Genomic DNA, 15,115 nt, shown 5'->3' on the forward strand with positions numbered 1-15,115 from the left:
GTCACGCCTCCGGGGTCGTGTCGGTGGGGGGCCGCGCCTCCTGGGCTGCGGCTCTCTGCTTGGTGCGGATAAACCGGCGCCAGATGCTCACCGCGTCCTTGCCGGTGTGGCCCTTCGTGACCTTTGGCCACAGGGCTTCGTACTGCCGAGACAGGGCGGTCAGCGCGCTCGACTGGTACCGATCCCGGGTCCAGACCGGCATCGCGTAGCAGTGACAGCGATCGTGGTAGCGGTCGCCATCGTTGAATGTGGCGGACTCGCGCGACTTGTAGACCGGGCCCCGGCTGATCAACATGGCGCACCAGCCGCACGGGGTTCCCGTGCGTGAGAGGCGTACGTAGCCGAGGGCTCGCCGGTCGCGGGTCATGTGCGACCAGTTTGTTGACCGGCCGCCGTTCATTGCGACACGGCTTGCGGCTGCGGCCTGCTGGGATCCCGCCTGGCGGTGGGCTTCATCTGGGTCGGCGTCTTCGACGGTCAGCCGGCGGTCGAGGTTCGTGGGGCCGAGGGCTTCGAGCACGATCCGAAGCTCAGCCTCGGCCTCCCGCTCGATCCGCTCCTCTTCTTCACGGAGCCCTTCCAGCTCCTCAACGAGAATGCGGTCCCAGTCGGGCTCGTCCTCCTGGTCGTCGCTGTCGGGGCCGGGGCGACTGCCGGGCGCCTGGCCCTGCTCATCTTCGTGGCCCTCTTCAGCGACCGGGGCGGGCGAGGCTTCCCCGTCCTCGACGGTCGCAGCCTCACCCACCGGTTCAACCGGCGGACTGTAGGTTCCTGCAAGCTCCGCGAACTCCCGCCGAAGATCGGCAAGGGTCACATATGTGGGCTCAGGGTGATAGGGGTCGGCCGTCGTCTTCCCGGTCTGGAGTGCACGAGCGAGCCGGTAGTAGGCCCGTGCAAGGTCGCGTGACTGGCGGCGCCGCCCCATGACGAGGGTGATGGCCCGGCGTAGCCAGGATCCGGCCGTAGCCGCCCGCCGGTCGACCGGAACATCTGCCCACAGGGCCATCGCCTCAGCTGTGGTCTGCGCTCCGATCTGGGTGAGCGCGACATGGAAGGCGGCCGAGACCTCGTCGGTCTCGACCTGCCTCGTTGTGCGCGTCACGCTGCCACCGCAAGCGGCTCCGCGGCAACTGGTTCAGCAGTCGCCCGCGTCAGGGCGGAGGCGAGCTGGCCCACCGAATCTTCGTCCTCGGCAAGCTCGTCCCACTCATCAAGCTCGTTCTGGGTGACGTTCGGAACGCGCTTCCACAAGCCCCTTGCCGGGATACCGAGCTGCTCACGCAGCTTGCCCAGCGCGTCAGCGGCCTGTGCAAGGGAGCGCTGCTCCATGTCACGCCAGAGAACCTCACCAGAAAAGTCATCGGCCGCCGGCAGCGCCTCAAGTTCGGCCGCCAGGCGGAAGACACGTTCCCAGGCTTCACCGAACGCCGTCCGAAACTCCTGCACCCGCCGCGAGAGAGAAATCTCAGCGGCCTGGAGCGCCTCCGCGCTCAAGTTTGCGATCTGGCCCAGCAGCACGTGCGGCGGGACCTGGGCGACGGCGCTCAGGTGGCGGATGCTCATGTCGACCGACTCAATGAACCCGCCGAGTGGGGTCTCGTCCAGCGAGCCGAACTTCACGTCCGGGTCCTCGGCGAACAGGAACCTCTTCGCGTTGTGGTTGATCGGCAGGGGGATTGGGTTGCCCTGCTCGTCATAGACGACCTCACCCGTCTCGGGGTCACGCTGGACCGGCGGGGCCATGCCCGTCGCCGTCCGCACCTTCACCGAGGCGTAGGTCTGAGCAACGAGAAGATCGAACAGGGTTTGATTGATCCGGTTTTGCAGCGGGATCATCGGCTCGATCACGCCGACCGTCCGGCCTTCGAGGTCGACGGAGGCCGCGAACCTGGTCACGGGGCACTCGGTCGCACCGTGGAGCTTGCCCTTGCCGACCCTCACGCCGTTGCTGTCGTCCAGGCTCTTGAAGGTCACCGCGTACTCGAAGCGGCCATCCCACATGCGGGCCCGGCCGGGCTTCTCGCCGGCAGGCCAGGTGACCACGGTCAGGGACGCGTATGGGGTGTCGTCGTTGGCCGGGTCCTCGTAGAGTGCGCTGGTCCTGAGCGCGGACAGGCCCTTCGTCAGGACCACGCCCTTGACCCGCTCGGTCAGCGTGAACGAGTGGCCGTACGCGAGTGCGCCCTTGTAGATCGCCGACTGGCGGGCGTCGAGGCGGGACCGCTGCCAGTGCCGCCACTGCGGGGACGCGAGGTCTGTTGCCGCGCCCTGGTTCGCGTCGTCGCCCGCGCGGAAACCGTCCACGTACAGGGCCTGGCTCGGTGTGTTGACCATGAGCGGGGCCCAGTTGGAGACGGCCCGCTTTGCGAGGAGCCGGTACTCGTCGTCCGCCATCGTCGGCATGTACGGATCGTCGTGCCGCCCGTGAAGGTAGTCGTCGATCCGGGTCAGCCGGTCCTTGTCCCTGCCGAGGATGGCGAGGAGCTGCACCGCGAGGGCGGCAGGCGTGGAGTCAGCCATGGTTCACCACCCGTGTTCAATGTTTACATCGTTAGAGGAAGAAGCCCCGGCCAGTCCGCTTACGGACCCGCTTGCCGCGGGCTCGGAGATCGACGAGGGCCTCGTGCGCGAGCATCAGCGCGGCGTAGGCGTCGACCTTCTTGGGCGACTCCCGGCTCTCCTTGCCGAAGCTGACGCCGTAGTTGTTCACCCGGCGCCGGGCGTTGAGCACGTGCCGGCGGAGCTTGAGGTCGCCGTCGTGACGGAGCTTGCCGTCGAAGATCGAGCGCATCAGGCGCTCGTGAGCCATCGTCGAGGACTTCAGTGAAGACCGCATGTCCCAGCCGATCCGGTCTTTGCCGAGTGGCGACCGCACCGCCAGGCCCTCGCCGTACTGCTCGTCCCACTCGGAGATGTATGACTCCCAGAGAGCCACGTCGGCGTAGTAGCCCTGCACCGAGAACATGCGGAAGGCGTCGTGCACAGCCGAGTCGACCTCGACGCGGGGCACTTCCCAGCTCTTTCCGGACGGGCCGTCTGGCTTCTCCCACAGGCCGACCAGGAAGGCCGCCATGTCGGAGACGCGGAGAGCGACCAGCGAAGTCGCGTCGTCGGATTTGCCGCCGTCGAAGCCGAGGACGATCTCGTCTCCGGGGTTCAGCATGAGCGAGCTGTCCCCCAAGGGGTCCCACTGCGCTGGGCCGTAGACGGCATCTTCTTCGGCGACGATCTGGTTCAGGTACATGCGTCGCGAGCGTGCGGCCGAGATCGTCAGGTTCAGAACGGACTTGATGATCGACTCGACCTTGAGCCACACGGCGTCGCCCCGGATTTTCGGGATGACGATCCGCAGGGCCTCGGCCGTGAGCGGGGTCTTCGGGTGAGCCTCAATCGAGTCGTACATCGCGGCAACGTCGGCCGCGAGGCCAGCTCGGACCTTCTCGTACGCCTCGCGCATTCGCTCGGCGACGCTGTCCTCACCAGGCATGAAGGCGTTGGTGATGCTCAGGTAGCGAGAGTCCATCTTCGTGGCATTGCCGTCGATGGTCTCGTACATCTTGTGGCCGCCGTTGCCCAAGATCCAGTGGTGCGTTTCGTTGAGCAGGGTGAAGGTGGTCCGCTTGCCCTCGATGGCACGATACGAGCTGGTCACGGCCTGAAGGCGCTTACGCCCCCGGTCGGCCCGGATCAGCTCGGCGCCCATCTTGATGCCGTAGGTCGAAATCAGCTTCTCGGACATCAGGACGGGCAGATAGCCCATGGTGTTCGTCGTCTGCTCCTGGCTGACGGCGGTCACCTGTACCCACGCCTGGGGGTGCGGCTTGGCCACCGGCTCGCCGTTCTCGTCCCAGTGGGAGAAGCGCGAGGGTCCGACGAACTCCACGAGCGAGATGACCGCGAGGAGCGGATCCTTGCCCCAGCCCTTGAGCCGCTGGAGGACGCCCGTGCGGTAGACGAACTCGGCTTCCTCGTCGAGGGCGTACCACCACAAGAGGAACCGGAGCTGCTCCCTGGTGAACTTCCAGGGCACGCGCCTGTCGTCGGTGGAACCCTCGCCGTCCAGGTACTCGGCGCACCATCCGGCGATCTGCCAGCCGAGCGTGCGCGCCGGCAACTTCCACTGTCCGAACGCGTCCTTCTGCCAGGTCGGGCCGTGGAACTCGGGCTCCAGGGCCTCGATCTCTTCGGGAGTGAGGTCTGCCGTCGCGGCCATGGCTCACCCCCCGAGATCAGGCTTCGAGGCCGAGATCCTTCTTGTAGTCAGCGATTGCGAGGACCGCCGCGGATTGCTCTTCGGGCACGGGCTCGTGCAGCTCGATGCGCACGCGGCGCCTGTCACCCTCCGCGACGAGAAGCCGCTCGAAGGCGGAGTAGATCGTCTGGAGCATCTGCCCCGATCGCTTCCCCGACTTCTTGTAGAAGGAAAGGTCTTCGCACAGGGAGTAGGCCAGGGCCCAGTCGCTCGCCTGATAAAAATCGGCCTGGCCGGACTCCTTGAGGGAGTCCCACAGGCGCTTGGCGATCGGGTGCCAAGAGCGGTCGCCGTTCGGCACCTTCGTGGGACGCGCGACGCCGCGCGTTATGGGCTGGACATCGCTGCCCTTGCGCTCGCGTGGGCGGGCTAGGTCGGCTTCGCGGTTGGGTACGGGGCCGGGCATCAGAACGTCCCGCCCGTCAGGAAGTGGGCGGAGAGCCAGGCCATAAACGCGACCAGGGCGAAGCGCCGCAGTCGGGTCGTCCGGTCCGGAGTGGTGCCCTTCACAGTGTGGAACCAGCGCCAGACGTGCTCGGACAAGGTGTCGTCCGGCTGCTTGCGGTAGAGGGCGAAGCCCTCGATCACACAGAACGCGGCGATCCATCCGATCCATGCGGCAGTGAACACGGCCACCCCCTACATGAGGCCCGGATGGGCCTCCGTCCGCTTGAAGCGCTTGCCGATCCGACGCCGCTGCGCCGCGAGTGCGAGGGCTCCCTCGCGAGAGGACTTGGCCTGGTGATGAAACCCGCAGAGTGCTCGTAGGTTGGTCTCTCGATGGTCATCACCAGGCACGATGTGGTCCACGTCCGTGGCCGGTTCCTCGCAGCGCTCCCCGTACTGGTCGCGGTGAGTGCAGCGGTTTCCGTCCCTGCGCAGGACGCGAAGTCGGATCTTCGGCCAGTCCGCCGGCAACCTTTCGCGCCGGTCGGAGCCGTCCCAGTTCGGCATCTACACCCCCAGATCGAGGAGGGCCATGAAGGCCGTGGTCGCCTGCTGGGGGACAACACCGTTCCCGAGGATCTGGAGCTGCTGTCCGCGCGTCAGGCCGGGGACGCCGGTCACGTGGTGGAGGGGGAGGCCCATCAGCCACTCGACCCACTCGGCCGTGACCCTGGGGCCGCCCTTGCGGCCAACCTCAGTCGGCGGGGGAGCGGCGCGACCGGTCACGTCCTCCCACTGACGAATAGCCGGAAGGTACTCACCCCACCAGTGGGAGGGGGAGTGCTGACCGTCGACCGCGGACTCGGGTTGCCGGCCTTCTCGGATCGCTTCCGAGTAGGGGAGGAGGTAGCACACCTCGTCGTCGAGGGTCGGCCCGTGGCCGCCAGCTCGGCGTTCGGCAGGCGGCCGGGCGCCGCCGTTAGACCCCAGGTTCGAGGTCGGAGTCTTCAGGGGTCGCGATACAGAACCACCGGTCACGGAGGTGAGGGGCTTGAGCTGCGGTAGCTCGTACGCAGACCCACCGCGCGCTGTACCCGATCTCGGCCAGGTCACCGAGGACGACGTTGAGGCCGCGCGTCCGGAGATTCGAGACGTTCTCCAGGAAGACGAGCTTCGGTCGAATGACGCGAATCGCGTCAACGACGTTGACCCAGACTCCAGAGCGAGTGCCTCGAATTCCAACTCGGTTCCCCGCAATCGAGATGTCCTGGCAGGGGAAACCTGCTGTGATCACGTCGACTAGGCCGACGAGCTGTGTCCAGTTGATCTCGCGGATGTCACCGAGGTTCGGCGCGTCCGGGTGCCTTTCGGCGAGGACTGCGCTCGGGCCTGGCGCGGTCTCGGCGACGTACGCCACGTGACCGTCGACCAGGGGGGCTACAGCCATGCCCAGGCCGCCGTACCCAGCGCAGAGTTCGAGGATCTTCAAGCAGACCCCCTGAACGAAGTACGTACTTACGTACTCCGCCTTCACAAGTTGGCCCCTCCGGGGCCAAGCCTGCAATTCGCTTATGCGCAAGGCGTCTTCATGCTGGCGAGCCCCGCCAGGGGCTCAAGCCTCGCGAGGCTTGCGGCTTACATACTTACACTTATAAGTCGCTAGTTGATCTTGATTCCGGAAAGACGAAAGCCGGTGACCTGCGTCACACTTCGGCGGCGCCCGAAGGGCGACGGCGGAGAAGTACAGCGACGAAGGAGCGATGCCGCCCGGAGGGCGGACAGCATGAAGACAACAAGCGCCTGTGGCGGCCTACCGGCCGCTCCTTCGTGAAGACGCGAAGACGTACTTCAGGCGGGCGAGCGCCTTATACAGTCGGCGGCATGGACGAGACGACCTTTGCGTACGCGCTTCGCGTGCCGGCGGCAGCCAACGCAGGCGAAGGTTGGGAGAAGCCTGCCCACTCGGGCGAGATGACGACGTGGGGCGGCACGGCTCACGACCTCGGCCGCCTGGTCCTGGCCCGCTGGCACGAGACCGCTCCGGATGAGTACCAGGGACTTCCTGCCGTCGTCGAAGTGCACAGCGAAGACGGGCGGCACGCGGAGATCGAGGACCCGACCCCGGTTCATGGGCCGACGCTCGCGCTTGAGTGCGCGATCGAGGAGGCGCAGGTCGCCGACTTCGCCCACGACGTGAAGCGGCAGGAGCTTGCCGAGGCGATGCGGGAGGCGAGGGAGTGGGACGGCCTGTCCGACCGGAACATCGAGCACCGCGTGCGCTTCGTGCTTGTCCCCAACGAGGCGCGGAAGATTCTCGAAGGCGACAAAGAGTAACCGTCCCGTAGCTACCCTGAAGGTATGACGAGCAGTGAGCAGCCCATCGTTCGAGCCGCCATCGACCCCCTCGACGACCTAGTCCTCGCCGTGCGGGGCGACCACGACGGCACCGCACAGGACTACGAGTTGCCCCCCGCGGTCACCCTCGACAAGGCATCGCAGGTGCTCGGTCTCGACCCTGAAGAAGGACTGCGAATGGCCGAGGGTGGTTCGTACCCCGTCCCAGTGATCAACGTCGGCCCGGAAGGGTATCGAGTCGGGACCGCTCCGCTTATCAGGGCCGCAGGACTGAGCAAGGTCCGGCAGGCGCTCCGGGTCGAGGGGTGAGCGTTGCAGAGCGCAGATGATCAGCTCGCCCGAGCCCACGCCGAGGTGCTTGCTGAGATCGCCCGTACCGACAGCAAGGCGTCGGCACTGCTCTCAGCACTCGGCATCCCCCTGGCCGTCCTAGTGGCTGTACTGCCGGGGCGCGAGATGCCAACTGCCGGGACTGCCCTCGCCGGGATCGCGGTAGCGGGAATGGTCGCCGCGATGCTTGTGACCCTCTTCGTCCTTCGGCCCCACATCGGCAACGCGACGCGGGGCTCGTTCCTGCACTGGGCTGACTGCACTGCGGATGAGGTGCTTGCCGACCTGGCCGCAGACCGCCGTACCGCGCAGCTCGTTGTTCGGGCGCAGATCGCCCGCCGGAAGTTCGCGGCCTTGCGCGTGGCCATCCACGTCACCGCTGGCTCTGTAGTCGTTCTGGCGCTCGCGCTCCTCGCCGCTCTGGTCGCATAGCTCGTTCTCTTGCAGTAACCGGCGACCGTTCTCCCAGGTGAGCGCGGTTGCCGGCCTTCCTTGTCGACCTTGGAACCGTGGCGGAATCCGAGCTGCTAAGACGTGGCGGCCGGGAAAGCGTCGCCGACTGGGTCATACCCCCACCCCTGGCACCATGCCTCGCGATTATGGACATCCCGCACATGTCGGTGCAGGCAGGGAATCTATCCACAACTGTGAGTATCCACGGGCATCTCATTGCGTAAGAGCGTGTGAGCAGCGAATAGGGGTTTAAGGGCTGAGCCTGCATACAGCGGGGCATACACCCCATACCGGTGCACAGTGGGCGCACACGCACACGCGTAAGAGGCTAAGGACTCCAGCCCTTCACAGCGGGCACGGTTGCGGCCCACCCTGGGAAGCGTGTTAAGGTGTAGCCACATCGCACCGAACGAACCGGCAACGGGGTGGACGGAACGACACGTCAGATCGGCAAAACCGCAGCCCACAAGGGGGGTTGCGAGAAGGCCGGGGGATAGTGTTAAGATGTAGCCACATCGAACGGACTGCGGTTCGGGAGATCGCCAGGCCAAGGGTCCTGGCGGTAGGACATGGGAGTGCCTACCGCTGACCAGGCCAAATGCGAAGCTCCACACGATGGATAGTGTAAAGTTGAAACCAACGCCGAGCCAAACGGTTCGGCGAAACTCTCCGGCTCGTGTAAACTTTGAACAAGCCGGGTTCCGAAAGGTAAGGCCACATGAGCGAGTTCGTCTTCTCCGACTGGGATCGGGAGAACGGCAAGGCCGTAGGGCTCAAGCGGGCGGACGGTGACTTCCGGTGCTACCAGTGCGTCGACTTCAGCTTCTACCAGCGTGGGGTCACCGCCCAGGATGCAGGGGAGAGGTGCGCCTACTGCGCCGGCTCCGTGTTCCTCACGGTCGAGGCCATCGCTGCGATCGAACGGCCCAAGCGCCAGGTCAGCCTTGCGAAGAATGAGATCCAGCGCTTCCCCCTGCTGGACATCGCCCACAACTTGGGCCTCCGATGCGAGGAGCTGGCCATAGCTCTCGATCGAGCGAACCGCGTCATCGCTCAGCAGGCTGCCGAGATCGACCGCCTGAATGGCGTCGAGCCCAAGACGGAAGAGGAGTTGGAGGTCGCCTTCATCCCGGCGGACCTTGCTGCCCGAATGTAAACATTGACCCTGCGAAGGCGAAACGCCCTGCGGTCCCACCGTGCCCCTGGTCTGGGTGCGGTGGGGGGTGTCGGCGGGAGGTTCGGTGCCTCCCCCCTGACGAGCCAGCCCGTCAGCCCACCCCTGAATGCGAGGACACATGATCAGCTACCTGTGCGACGACGACACCTTGCGGGAGTACGCCGACAAGCTCTTGGAGCGGCCGACGAACTTTGGAGGCGATGACCGGTACTACCGGACGCACGCCCCAGTGATCGGCAAGGCGGATTACTCCGACGACCTGCTGGCTGAGTCCAACTACGACACCGCGCTCGATCTCCTGCGGGCCGCCGCCGACGAGGGGCGCAACGACACTGAGGTCTCGGACGAGCACGTCATCGATGCCGGCGTACGCCATTGGGGCTGGGGCCCGTGCTCCCAGGTTTTCGTTCAGGTCTACGTCGACGACGTGATGCTCTGCCGGAAGTGCGACAGCATCGCGGACTGGGCCGTCAGCCGCAAGAAGCACGGCCGCCGCCGCTTCCTGTGCGCTGGATGTAAGAGCGACTGGGACTGGGACACCGCGCACTACGGCCTTCCCGCCCTCACCCCGATCAAGTACCGCCCGAAGTTCACCGCGGCCTGGCGCGAAGCGTGTTCGATCCTCTCCGCCCTGGAGGTCTACGCCGTACTCGACGACTCGGACTACTCAGAGCGCGAGTGGGAGCGCTGGCAGTCCAACGTGAACGAAGCCCTGGAGCGCGCTCAGCGCGAGTACGAGTACGACACCGAGGCCGATTCGGCCGAGATTGCTGACTCCTGCCACGACGCCCTGGGGGACCTGTACGGCCATGAGCAGGACGGCGGCATCGACTGGCAGAAGACCGAGGACATCTACCGCGAGGCCCGTAACAGCTACTTCACCAACCTCGCGAACGAGCACCTGAATGCCCCCATCGTGGGCCAGCTCGCCTTCGCCTGACCGGCGGGGGAGGACCATGCCCGCTGGCCACGAGCCCACGTGGGTCGAGGCGCTCCGTCGAGCCCTCGACACACACCCCGCGAAGATCCATATCTCCTACGACAGCATCTCGGGCTATCTCGCCCTTGACCTCCTGGTCGTCACACGAGTCCGCCGCAACGAGGGGACGGGTACCGCGATCATGCGGGCCCTGACCGCCGAGACCGACCTGCACGGCGTGCCGATGGCTCTCACCCCAGCCGCCGACTTCGGGGGCAGCGTCCCCCGCCTCCGGGCCTTCTACCGCCGCTTCGGCTTCATCAGTAACCGAGGCCGAGGCAAGGACTACGCGACCAGCCACGCCATGATCCGGCGCCCCCACTCCTGACCAAAGGCGAAACACCCCTCCGGGTGTCAGCGGCAGGCGGACCCTGCCCTCTGACGAGCCAACCAGCGTCAGCACCAACCACCGAAGTACGAGGACGCATGAACACCCCCATCGAATCCGCGGTGGCTGCCGCCGGCACCCTGCTGACCCACAGCGCGATCTACTGCCTCGCCCTCGGCTACGACCGCGAAGAGTTCCGGCTTATGGCCCGCAAGGCGGAGGACAAGGGACTCCCGCACATGGCCGAGGAGTACCACCAGCAGGCCGACCTCGCGGCCGGACTGCATCACGCGGTCAGTTGGCGCTTCTGCGAGGACACCGAACTGATCCGAACCCACTGGGAACACCTCCTCGCCGCCGTCGTCCGCCGGGAGGCGTACGAGCTGGTCGAAGCGGCCCGAGCCAAGAAACACCTCGCGGATAGCCCGGACGACGCGGCATGGGGCGAAGTCTGGCAGTGGGAGCACAAGCGCGCCGACCGGAACGCAACGAACTTGGCCTACCTGAAGGCCAGGCTCACCGCCGTTCGTGATGCCTTCCGCACCCCCTCCGCCTGATCCCTCCTAGCTCGGGCCTCTCCGCACACAGGGAGAACAGGGAGGCCCCTCCGGAAAGCGAGCGCAACCATGATCAAGCCTGACGACGAGATCGCCTTCCGCGACCCCGAGTGCGGCGCGCACTCCCTCGTCCTTCGATTCGGCGATGTGCTGGTGACAGGACTCTTCACGCCCTTCGGCCTCGACCCCCTTGCCGAGCTGACCGTGACGTACGACCTGCCGACCTACGAGGAGCGCGAAGCCCACGCCAAGGCCCATATCGACGCCCTTGCCATCGCTCACATCCTCAACGGCTGGGACCTGATCACCGTCTGACCTGCAAGGTGCAAAGGCGAAACCTCCCGAAGGGAGGTCAGCGGGAGGCGGCTCCTCCCCTCTGACGATGCCAGCCTGCATCAACCCCCGAAAGGCTCCGACATGGCTACCCCCATGCCTGAAGACGGCAAGCTCGCCAAGATCCGCGCCCTCCTGGCGAAGGCGGAGGACCCGGCCACATCGCAGGAAGAGGCCGAGGCGTACTTCGGCAAGGCCGCCGAACTGATGGCGAAGTACGGGATCGAGAGGGCGATGCTCGCCGACGCGGACCCGACGCAGGATCGCCCCGGAGACCGGATGATCAAGATCGCGGGCACGTACGGCAGCGACCGGAAGTACCTGCTCGGCTACATCGCCAAGGCGCTCGGCTGCAAGGCGATCGAGCTGAACGGGACTGAGGTCCACCTCTTTGGCTACGAGTCCGACCTTGAGCGGGTGGAGATGCTGTTCACCTCGCTTCAGCTTCAGGCGTTCAACGCGATGCGGCACGGCCGCCCCCGCCCGGGGGAGAAGACGATCACCTACCGGAAGTCCTTCCTTGCCGGGTTCATCCTCACCGTCTACGCCCGTTTGGAAGAGATCGAGGCCCGAGCCCGCCAGGAGGCCGCGCCCAGTGTGACCGGCCGCGGTGCAGAGCTGGTTCTCGCGGACCGCAAGGCCGTGACGCTCGCCCGCTTCAAGGAGGCGTACCCGCACACCCGGACCGGTGGCGGATCGAAGCGGGGCGGCTCGGGCAGGGCCGCAGGAGAGGCCGCAGGCCGACGCGCTGACCTCGGACAGACCCGCGTGGGCGGCCGCCGAGCAATAGCCGCCTGACCAACCCCTGTGGGTCGCCCCTGCACACAGGGAGAGCCGGGGCGGCCCCCCAACCACGTGAAGGAGTAGGGGCACATGATGCCGTCCATCCAGAACGCCGAGTCCGTCGCGTTCGACCGGATCAAGAACCTCGTCGCCGAAGTGCTCAAGACCGTGCGTGAGGTCGAGGAGTGGCGCAACGACTACGACCCCGCCACGCAGGAGTGGTACACGCTCTGCAACCTCGCCGACACCGCCGGAAGCCTGGCCCTGTCCCTGCCTGTCGAGATGCTCCCCGACGCGGAGTGGCGCCACGTCAGCGACGCCGAGTACGCGGCCTGCGATGAGCTACTCGAAATTCTCGCCGAGGACGACTCGAAGTAACGCATGTGGCCCCTCCCCACAGGGAGCAGGGAGGGGCCACCCAGAAAGGCTACAACCCGATGGGCATAATCCGCTGCGACACCTGCGACGCCCCTTACGGTCTTCGGCCGGACGGTTTCTTCCGCTGCGACGGAGACCAGGCGCACGCACTGCACAACCAAGACATCGACCTCGACGGCTCGGACGTGTGGGCCGTCGATTCCGCCGGCACCCTCGTGATCGTCGCCGACCCCGCCGTCACCGCGGAATGGGCACGCCATGCCCTCGAAGCCTTCTTCGAGGACGAACCCGGCTCCTGGGGCGAGGCCAACTCGATGCGCGCCTTCCTCGAAGCGGCTGACGACCTCCTCGACGCGGCCCATGTGGGCCTGTCCCTTCCCAACAACCCCTGAAAGCAGAACACATGACTGCCACCCCGTTCCTCTCCACCTTCCTGCGTCCGAGCCCGCGCAACGCGGACGGCCTCAAGGCCGCATGGGCCCGGATGCTCGAACTCGGCTACACCACGCGCACCACGCCGGTCACCGAACCCGAGGACTGCACCCGTACCCGGTGCGCCGGAGTTCACGAGGGCTACCCCGGCAGTGAACACCGATGGGCCCTGCACTGCCTGCTGTGCACCACGGACATTGAGGTCTTCTACAGCCACATGCGTGAGCGCACCGGCAAGAACCCGGCGCCGCCGCGCCGCCACAAGGGCTGCAAGTTCTCCGGCCTCAGCCGCGCCCAGGCGCGGGCCACCCGCTACGCCGAACTCGGTCTCGACCTGCCCGCTTGGGATATCGAGGCCCACGCCGTCCGTCTCGCCGCCTGACCCTCGAAGGGAACCAGCATGACCGCCCAGCCCTACCGCACGAAGTCCGTAGTCGGCGAGACCTTCGAGACCGAGAAGGCCCAGATCGAGACCGACATGCGAGAAGCGCAGCCTCTTCCGATCAACGAATACCTCGGGTTCCTCGGCGGCTACAGCCGCGTCCTCCGGAACATGGCCAACGCCTACGAGTCGCACGAGGTCGCGTACGGCATCCTCCTGCGCCACTCCGACGCCGTACTCGACCTCATAGCCGACGAGAGCGACGCCGAGCCGTACGGCGCCTGACCTACACCATGCAACTGGCCGCCCCTGCAAACAGGGAGAGCATGGGCGGCCCCCCATCCGAGACGGAGAAGCCATGACCGACGTTCTGTCCACCACCGATGACGGCCGTTTCCGCGTCCGCCTCGTCCGCGACGAGCACGCCGAGAACCCCCGTAACGACGCCGAGACGATCGCCCATGTGATCACCATCGATACCCACCTCGGCCAGTACGGGCCGGTCGACAAGGACGGCGGCCCCTTCGCCCACATCTGGCGGCGCCTGGCCTGGAACCGCTGGAAGGGCGTGGAGACCTTCGAGCGGTACGTGTCGATCATGCACGGTGGGATCGTCCTGGAGTCCTCACCCGAGCGGGGCCCGCGCTCCCTCTGGTACGTGACTGGCGAGGAGGCCCTCGCGCTCGACGCCGGACTCCTGACCGAGGGGTACGTCGAGGCCGAGATGCAGGAGTACGAGGCATGGCTCGCCGGGGACGTGTGGGGCTTCGCCGTCGAGGAGACCGCCGAGCCCGACGCCGACCATCCCGAGTGGGCCCAGCTCGATTCATGCCACGGCTTCTACGGCGGGCTGTTCGCCCGAGCCCAGGCCCGTGACGCCCTCCGCTTCTACGCGGGCCGCTCCGCCGGCACCGCTGCCTGACTGACCCCTTCAAGCCGAGAGAATCGTCATGACCAGCACCCTTACCCTGTCCTTCGGTTCCGTCACGGTCGAGCGCGTTGAAGGCGCGAAGCCCGGGGTCACCGCCTATGAGCTGACCGGCCCCCGCGTGAAGGGCATCGTCGAGATCGCCCCGATGTACGACGAGCCGCGCGTCCCCGGCTCCTCCGGGGAGACCGTCTTCGAGCTGCTCCCGTCCGCCTTCGAGGTCGCCTACGGTCGGAACACCTGGAGCCGCGGGGGAGTCTCCGGGACGCTCGAAGTCCTCGGCTCCCGACTGGCGGGCTCCGCCATCGTCCACGCCGATCAGGGCGACTGGAACTTCAGCATCCGCCGCATACAGACCGGCATCGGCGACTACCCGGCCCCGGACGGCGCGAAGTCCCGGACACGGGAGATCATCAAGGCCCTGATCGAGCTGCACCGCCGCGACCGCGCCCTCGTGCACGAGAAAGCCGCCACGTTCGCCCGGAGCCGTCGACTCGACCGGCTGAACGTGATCGAGCTGGAGTACCGCCAGGTCGACGCGATGCTCCGTGCCTTCCAGGCCCGGCACGCCAACCTTCAGCAGCGCAAGGCGCTGATGGCCGGGGAGCGGTCCTTCGAGACGGCGATCGAGCAGGCTGCCCCGAAGACCGGGGGCACATGGACGCTCGGCCCGGCCGTACCCGCATTCGGCGCCGCAGCCCAGTGAAGCATCAGCTCCGCATGCGCCCGGAAGGCCGCCTCCAGTGCATCCGATGCCGGGCCGCCTTCCGGGACCGCGAGAGCGCCAGCCGCTCACGTTTCACCTGCCCCGGCGAACACCTCGCCCACGGCCTCGTCGGACAGCGCGAGCACCTCGTGTATCCGACGTGGTCCCAGGACCGCACCTGCGCGGCGTGGAACTGCAACGAGCCCGACCCGCAGCACTGGCACGGTCCCGACCCCTTGTGTGATTCGCCCGGATGCGGTCTCTGCCTCCACACCTGCGACTGCGACGTGTGCGAGGCGCAGGTATCCGCTCCCGGCCTGAACCGACTTCTCGACAGCCACGAAGGATGAACACC

Annotated in this window: 24 protein-coding genes; 16 read left to right on the forward strand and 8 right to left on the reverse strand. The window is 66.8% G+C overall.

Annotation, left to right across the window (positions count from 1 at the left end; translation table 11 throughout):
* Window position 1: 1 nt before the first annotated feature.
* The 8 genes from ACZ45T_RS02175 to ACZ45T_RS02210 form a co-directional block, all read right to left on the reverse strand.
* Window positions 2–1,102 (reverse strand): VG15 protein, encoded by a 1,101-nt coding sequence (locus ACZ45T_RS02175; protein ID WP_468436510.1) that lies wholly within the window; start codon window positions 1,100–1,102, stop codon window positions 2–4.
* The gene (locus ACZ45T_RS02180; protein WP_468436512.1) at window positions 1,099–2,520 is read right to left on the reverse strand and encodes a phage portal protein; all 1,422 of its coding nucleotides are present in this window, start codon (window positions 2,518–2,520) and stop codon (window positions 1,099–1,101) included. Before ACZ45T_RS02180 ends, ACZ45T_RS02175 begins: the two co-directional genes overlap by 4 nt.
* Before the next feature lie 31 nt (window positions 2,521–2,551).
* Window positions 2,552–4,213 (reverse strand): terminase, encoded by a 1,662-nt coding sequence (locus ACZ45T_RS02185; RefSeq protein WP_468436514.1) that lies wholly within the window; start codon window positions 4,211–4,213, stop codon window positions 2,552–2,554.
* A gap of 16 nt (window positions 4,214–4,229) precedes the next feature.
* The gene (locus ACZ45T_RS02190; protein WP_468436516.1) at window positions 4,230–4,658 is read right to left on the reverse strand and encodes a phage terminase small subunit; all 429 of its coding nucleotides are present in this window, start codon (window positions 4,656–4,658) and stop codon (window positions 4,230–4,232) included.
* Entirely contained in the window at window positions 4,658–4,882 is a 225-nt protein-coding gene (locus ACZ45T_RS02195) for a hypothetical protein (RefSeq protein WP_468436517.1), read from the reverse strand. The genes ACZ45T_RS02190 and ACZ45T_RS02195 overlap by 1 nt, the downstream gene beginning before the upstream one ends.
* A gap of 9 nt (window positions 4,883–4,891) precedes the next feature.
* On the reverse strand, window positions 4,892–5,206 hold the full coding sequence (locus ACZ45T_RS02200) for an HNH endonuclease (RefSeq protein ID WP_468436519.1): 315 nt from the start codon (window positions 5,204–5,206) through the stop codon (window positions 4,892–4,894).
* On the reverse strand, window positions 5,207–5,425 hold the full coding sequence (locus ACZ45T_RS02205; protein WP_468436521.1) for a hypothetical protein: 219 nt from the start codon (window positions 5,423–5,425) through the stop codon (window positions 5,207–5,209).
* A 193-nt stretch (window positions 5,426–5,618) separates the two neighbouring features.
* Window positions 5,619–6,173 (reverse strand): DNA cytosine methyltransferase, encoded by a 555-nt coding sequence (locus tag ACZ45T_RS02210; protein ID WP_468436523.1) that lies wholly within the window; start codon window positions 6,171–6,173, stop codon window positions 5,619–5,621.
* A gap of 347 nt (window positions 6,174–6,520) precedes the next feature.
* Between ACZ45T_RS02210 and ACZ45T_RS02215 the strand changes: the two genes are divergently transcribed.
* The 16 genes from ACZ45T_RS02215 to ACZ45T_RS02290 all read left to right on the forward strand — a co-directional run bounded on the left by ACZ45T_RS02215 (window position 6,521) and on the right by ACZ45T_RS02290 (window position 15,110).
* On the forward strand, window positions 6,521–6,973 hold the full coding sequence (locus ACZ45T_RS02215) for a hypothetical protein (protein ID WP_468436525.1): 453 nt from the start codon (window positions 6,521–6,523) through the stop codon (window positions 6,971–6,973).
* A gap of 24 nt (window positions 6,974–6,997) precedes the next feature.
* Entirely contained in the window at window positions 6,998–7,303 is a 306-nt protein-coding gene (locus ACZ45T_RS02220) for a hypothetical protein (protein ID WP_468436527.1), read from the forward strand.
* Window positions 7,304–7,306: 3 nt separating this feature from the next.
* Window positions 7,307–7,756 (forward strand): Pycsar system effector family protein, encoded by a 450-nt coding sequence (locus ACZ45T_RS02225; RefSeq protein ID WP_468436529.1) that lies wholly within the window; start codon window positions 7,307–7,309, stop codon window positions 7,754–7,756.
* A gap of 739 nt (window positions 7,757–8,495) precedes the next feature.
* On the forward strand, window positions 8,496–8,933 hold the full coding sequence (locus ACZ45T_RS02230) for a hypothetical protein (RefSeq protein WP_468436531.1): 438 nt from the start codon (window positions 8,496–8,498) through the stop codon (window positions 8,931–8,933).
* A gap of 139 nt (window positions 8,934–9,072) precedes the next feature.
* Complete coding sequence (locus ACZ45T_RS02235) at window positions 9,073–9,894, forward strand: hypothetical protein (RefSeq protein WP_468436533.1); 822 nt, start codon at window positions 9,073–9,075, stop codon at window positions 9,892–9,894.
* Between the two features lie 16 nt (window positions 9,895–9,910).
* Window positions 9,911–10,261: an N-acetyltransferase gene (locus ACZ45T_RS02240; RefSeq protein WP_468436535.1), complete on the forward strand. Its 351-nt coding sequence runs from the start codon at window positions 9,911–9,913 to the stop codon at window positions 10,259–10,261.
* A gap of 98 nt (window positions 10,262–10,359) precedes the next feature.
* Entirely contained in the window at window positions 10,360–10,818 is a 459-nt protein-coding gene (locus ACZ45T_RS02245; protein ID WP_468436537.1) for a hypothetical protein, read from the forward strand.
* Between the two features lie 69 nt (window positions 10,819–10,887).
* Entirely contained in the window at window positions 10,888–11,133 is a 246-nt protein-coding gene (locus tag ACZ45T_RS02250) for a hypothetical protein (protein ID WP_468436539.1), read from the forward strand.
* A 102-nt stretch (window positions 11,134–11,235) separates the two neighbouring features.
* Window positions 11,236–11,949, forward strand: a complete 714-nt coding sequence (locus tag ACZ45T_RS02255) for a DUF2786 domain-containing protein (RefSeq protein ID WP_468436541.1) — start codon at window positions 11,236–11,238, stop codon at window positions 11,947–11,949.
* Window positions 11,950–12,024: 75 nt separating this feature from the next.
* Complete coding sequence (locus tag ACZ45T_RS02260) at window positions 12,025–12,312, forward strand: hypothetical protein (RefSeq protein ID WP_399452099.1); 288 nt, start codon at window positions 12,025–12,027, stop codon at window positions 12,310–12,312.
* 59 nt (window positions 12,313–12,371) lie between these two features.
* On the forward strand, window positions 12,372–12,704 hold the full coding sequence (locus ACZ45T_RS02265; protein ID WP_468436543.1) for a hypothetical protein: 333 nt from the start codon (window positions 12,372–12,374) through the stop codon (window positions 12,702–12,704).
* An 11-nt stretch (window positions 12,705–12,715) separates the two neighbouring features.
* A complete protein-coding gene (locus ACZ45T_RS02270) occupies window positions 12,716–13,126 on the forward strand; it encodes a hypothetical protein (protein WP_468436545.1) in 411 nt (136 codons plus the stop codon).
* A gap of 18 nt (window positions 13,127–13,144) precedes the next feature.
* Entirely contained in the window at window positions 13,145–13,411 is a 267-nt protein-coding gene (locus ACZ45T_RS02275; RefSeq protein WP_468436547.1) for a hypothetical protein, read from the forward strand.
* A gap of 73 nt (window positions 13,412–13,484) precedes the next feature.
* Window positions 13,485–14,048, forward strand: a complete 564-nt coding sequence (locus ACZ45T_RS02280; protein WP_468436549.1) for a hypothetical protein — start codon at window positions 13,485–13,487, stop codon at window positions 14,046–14,048.
* 28 nt (window positions 14,049–14,076) lie between these two features.
* Window positions 14,077–14,760, forward strand: coding sequence for a hypothetical protein (locus tag ACZ45T_RS02285; protein WP_468436551.1), 684 nt, complete (start codon window positions 14,077–14,079; stop codon window positions 14,758–14,760).
* A 14-nt stretch (window positions 14,761–14,774) separates the two neighbouring features.
* Window positions 14,775–15,110, forward strand: coding sequence for a hypothetical protein (locus ACZ45T_RS02290; protein WP_468436553.1), 336 nt, complete (start codon window positions 14,775–14,777; stop codon window positions 15,108–15,110).
* The last annotated feature ends 5 nt before the right edge of the window (window positions 15,111–15,115 follow it).

Source organism: Streptomyces sp. NPDC030995, assembly GCF_055571215.1.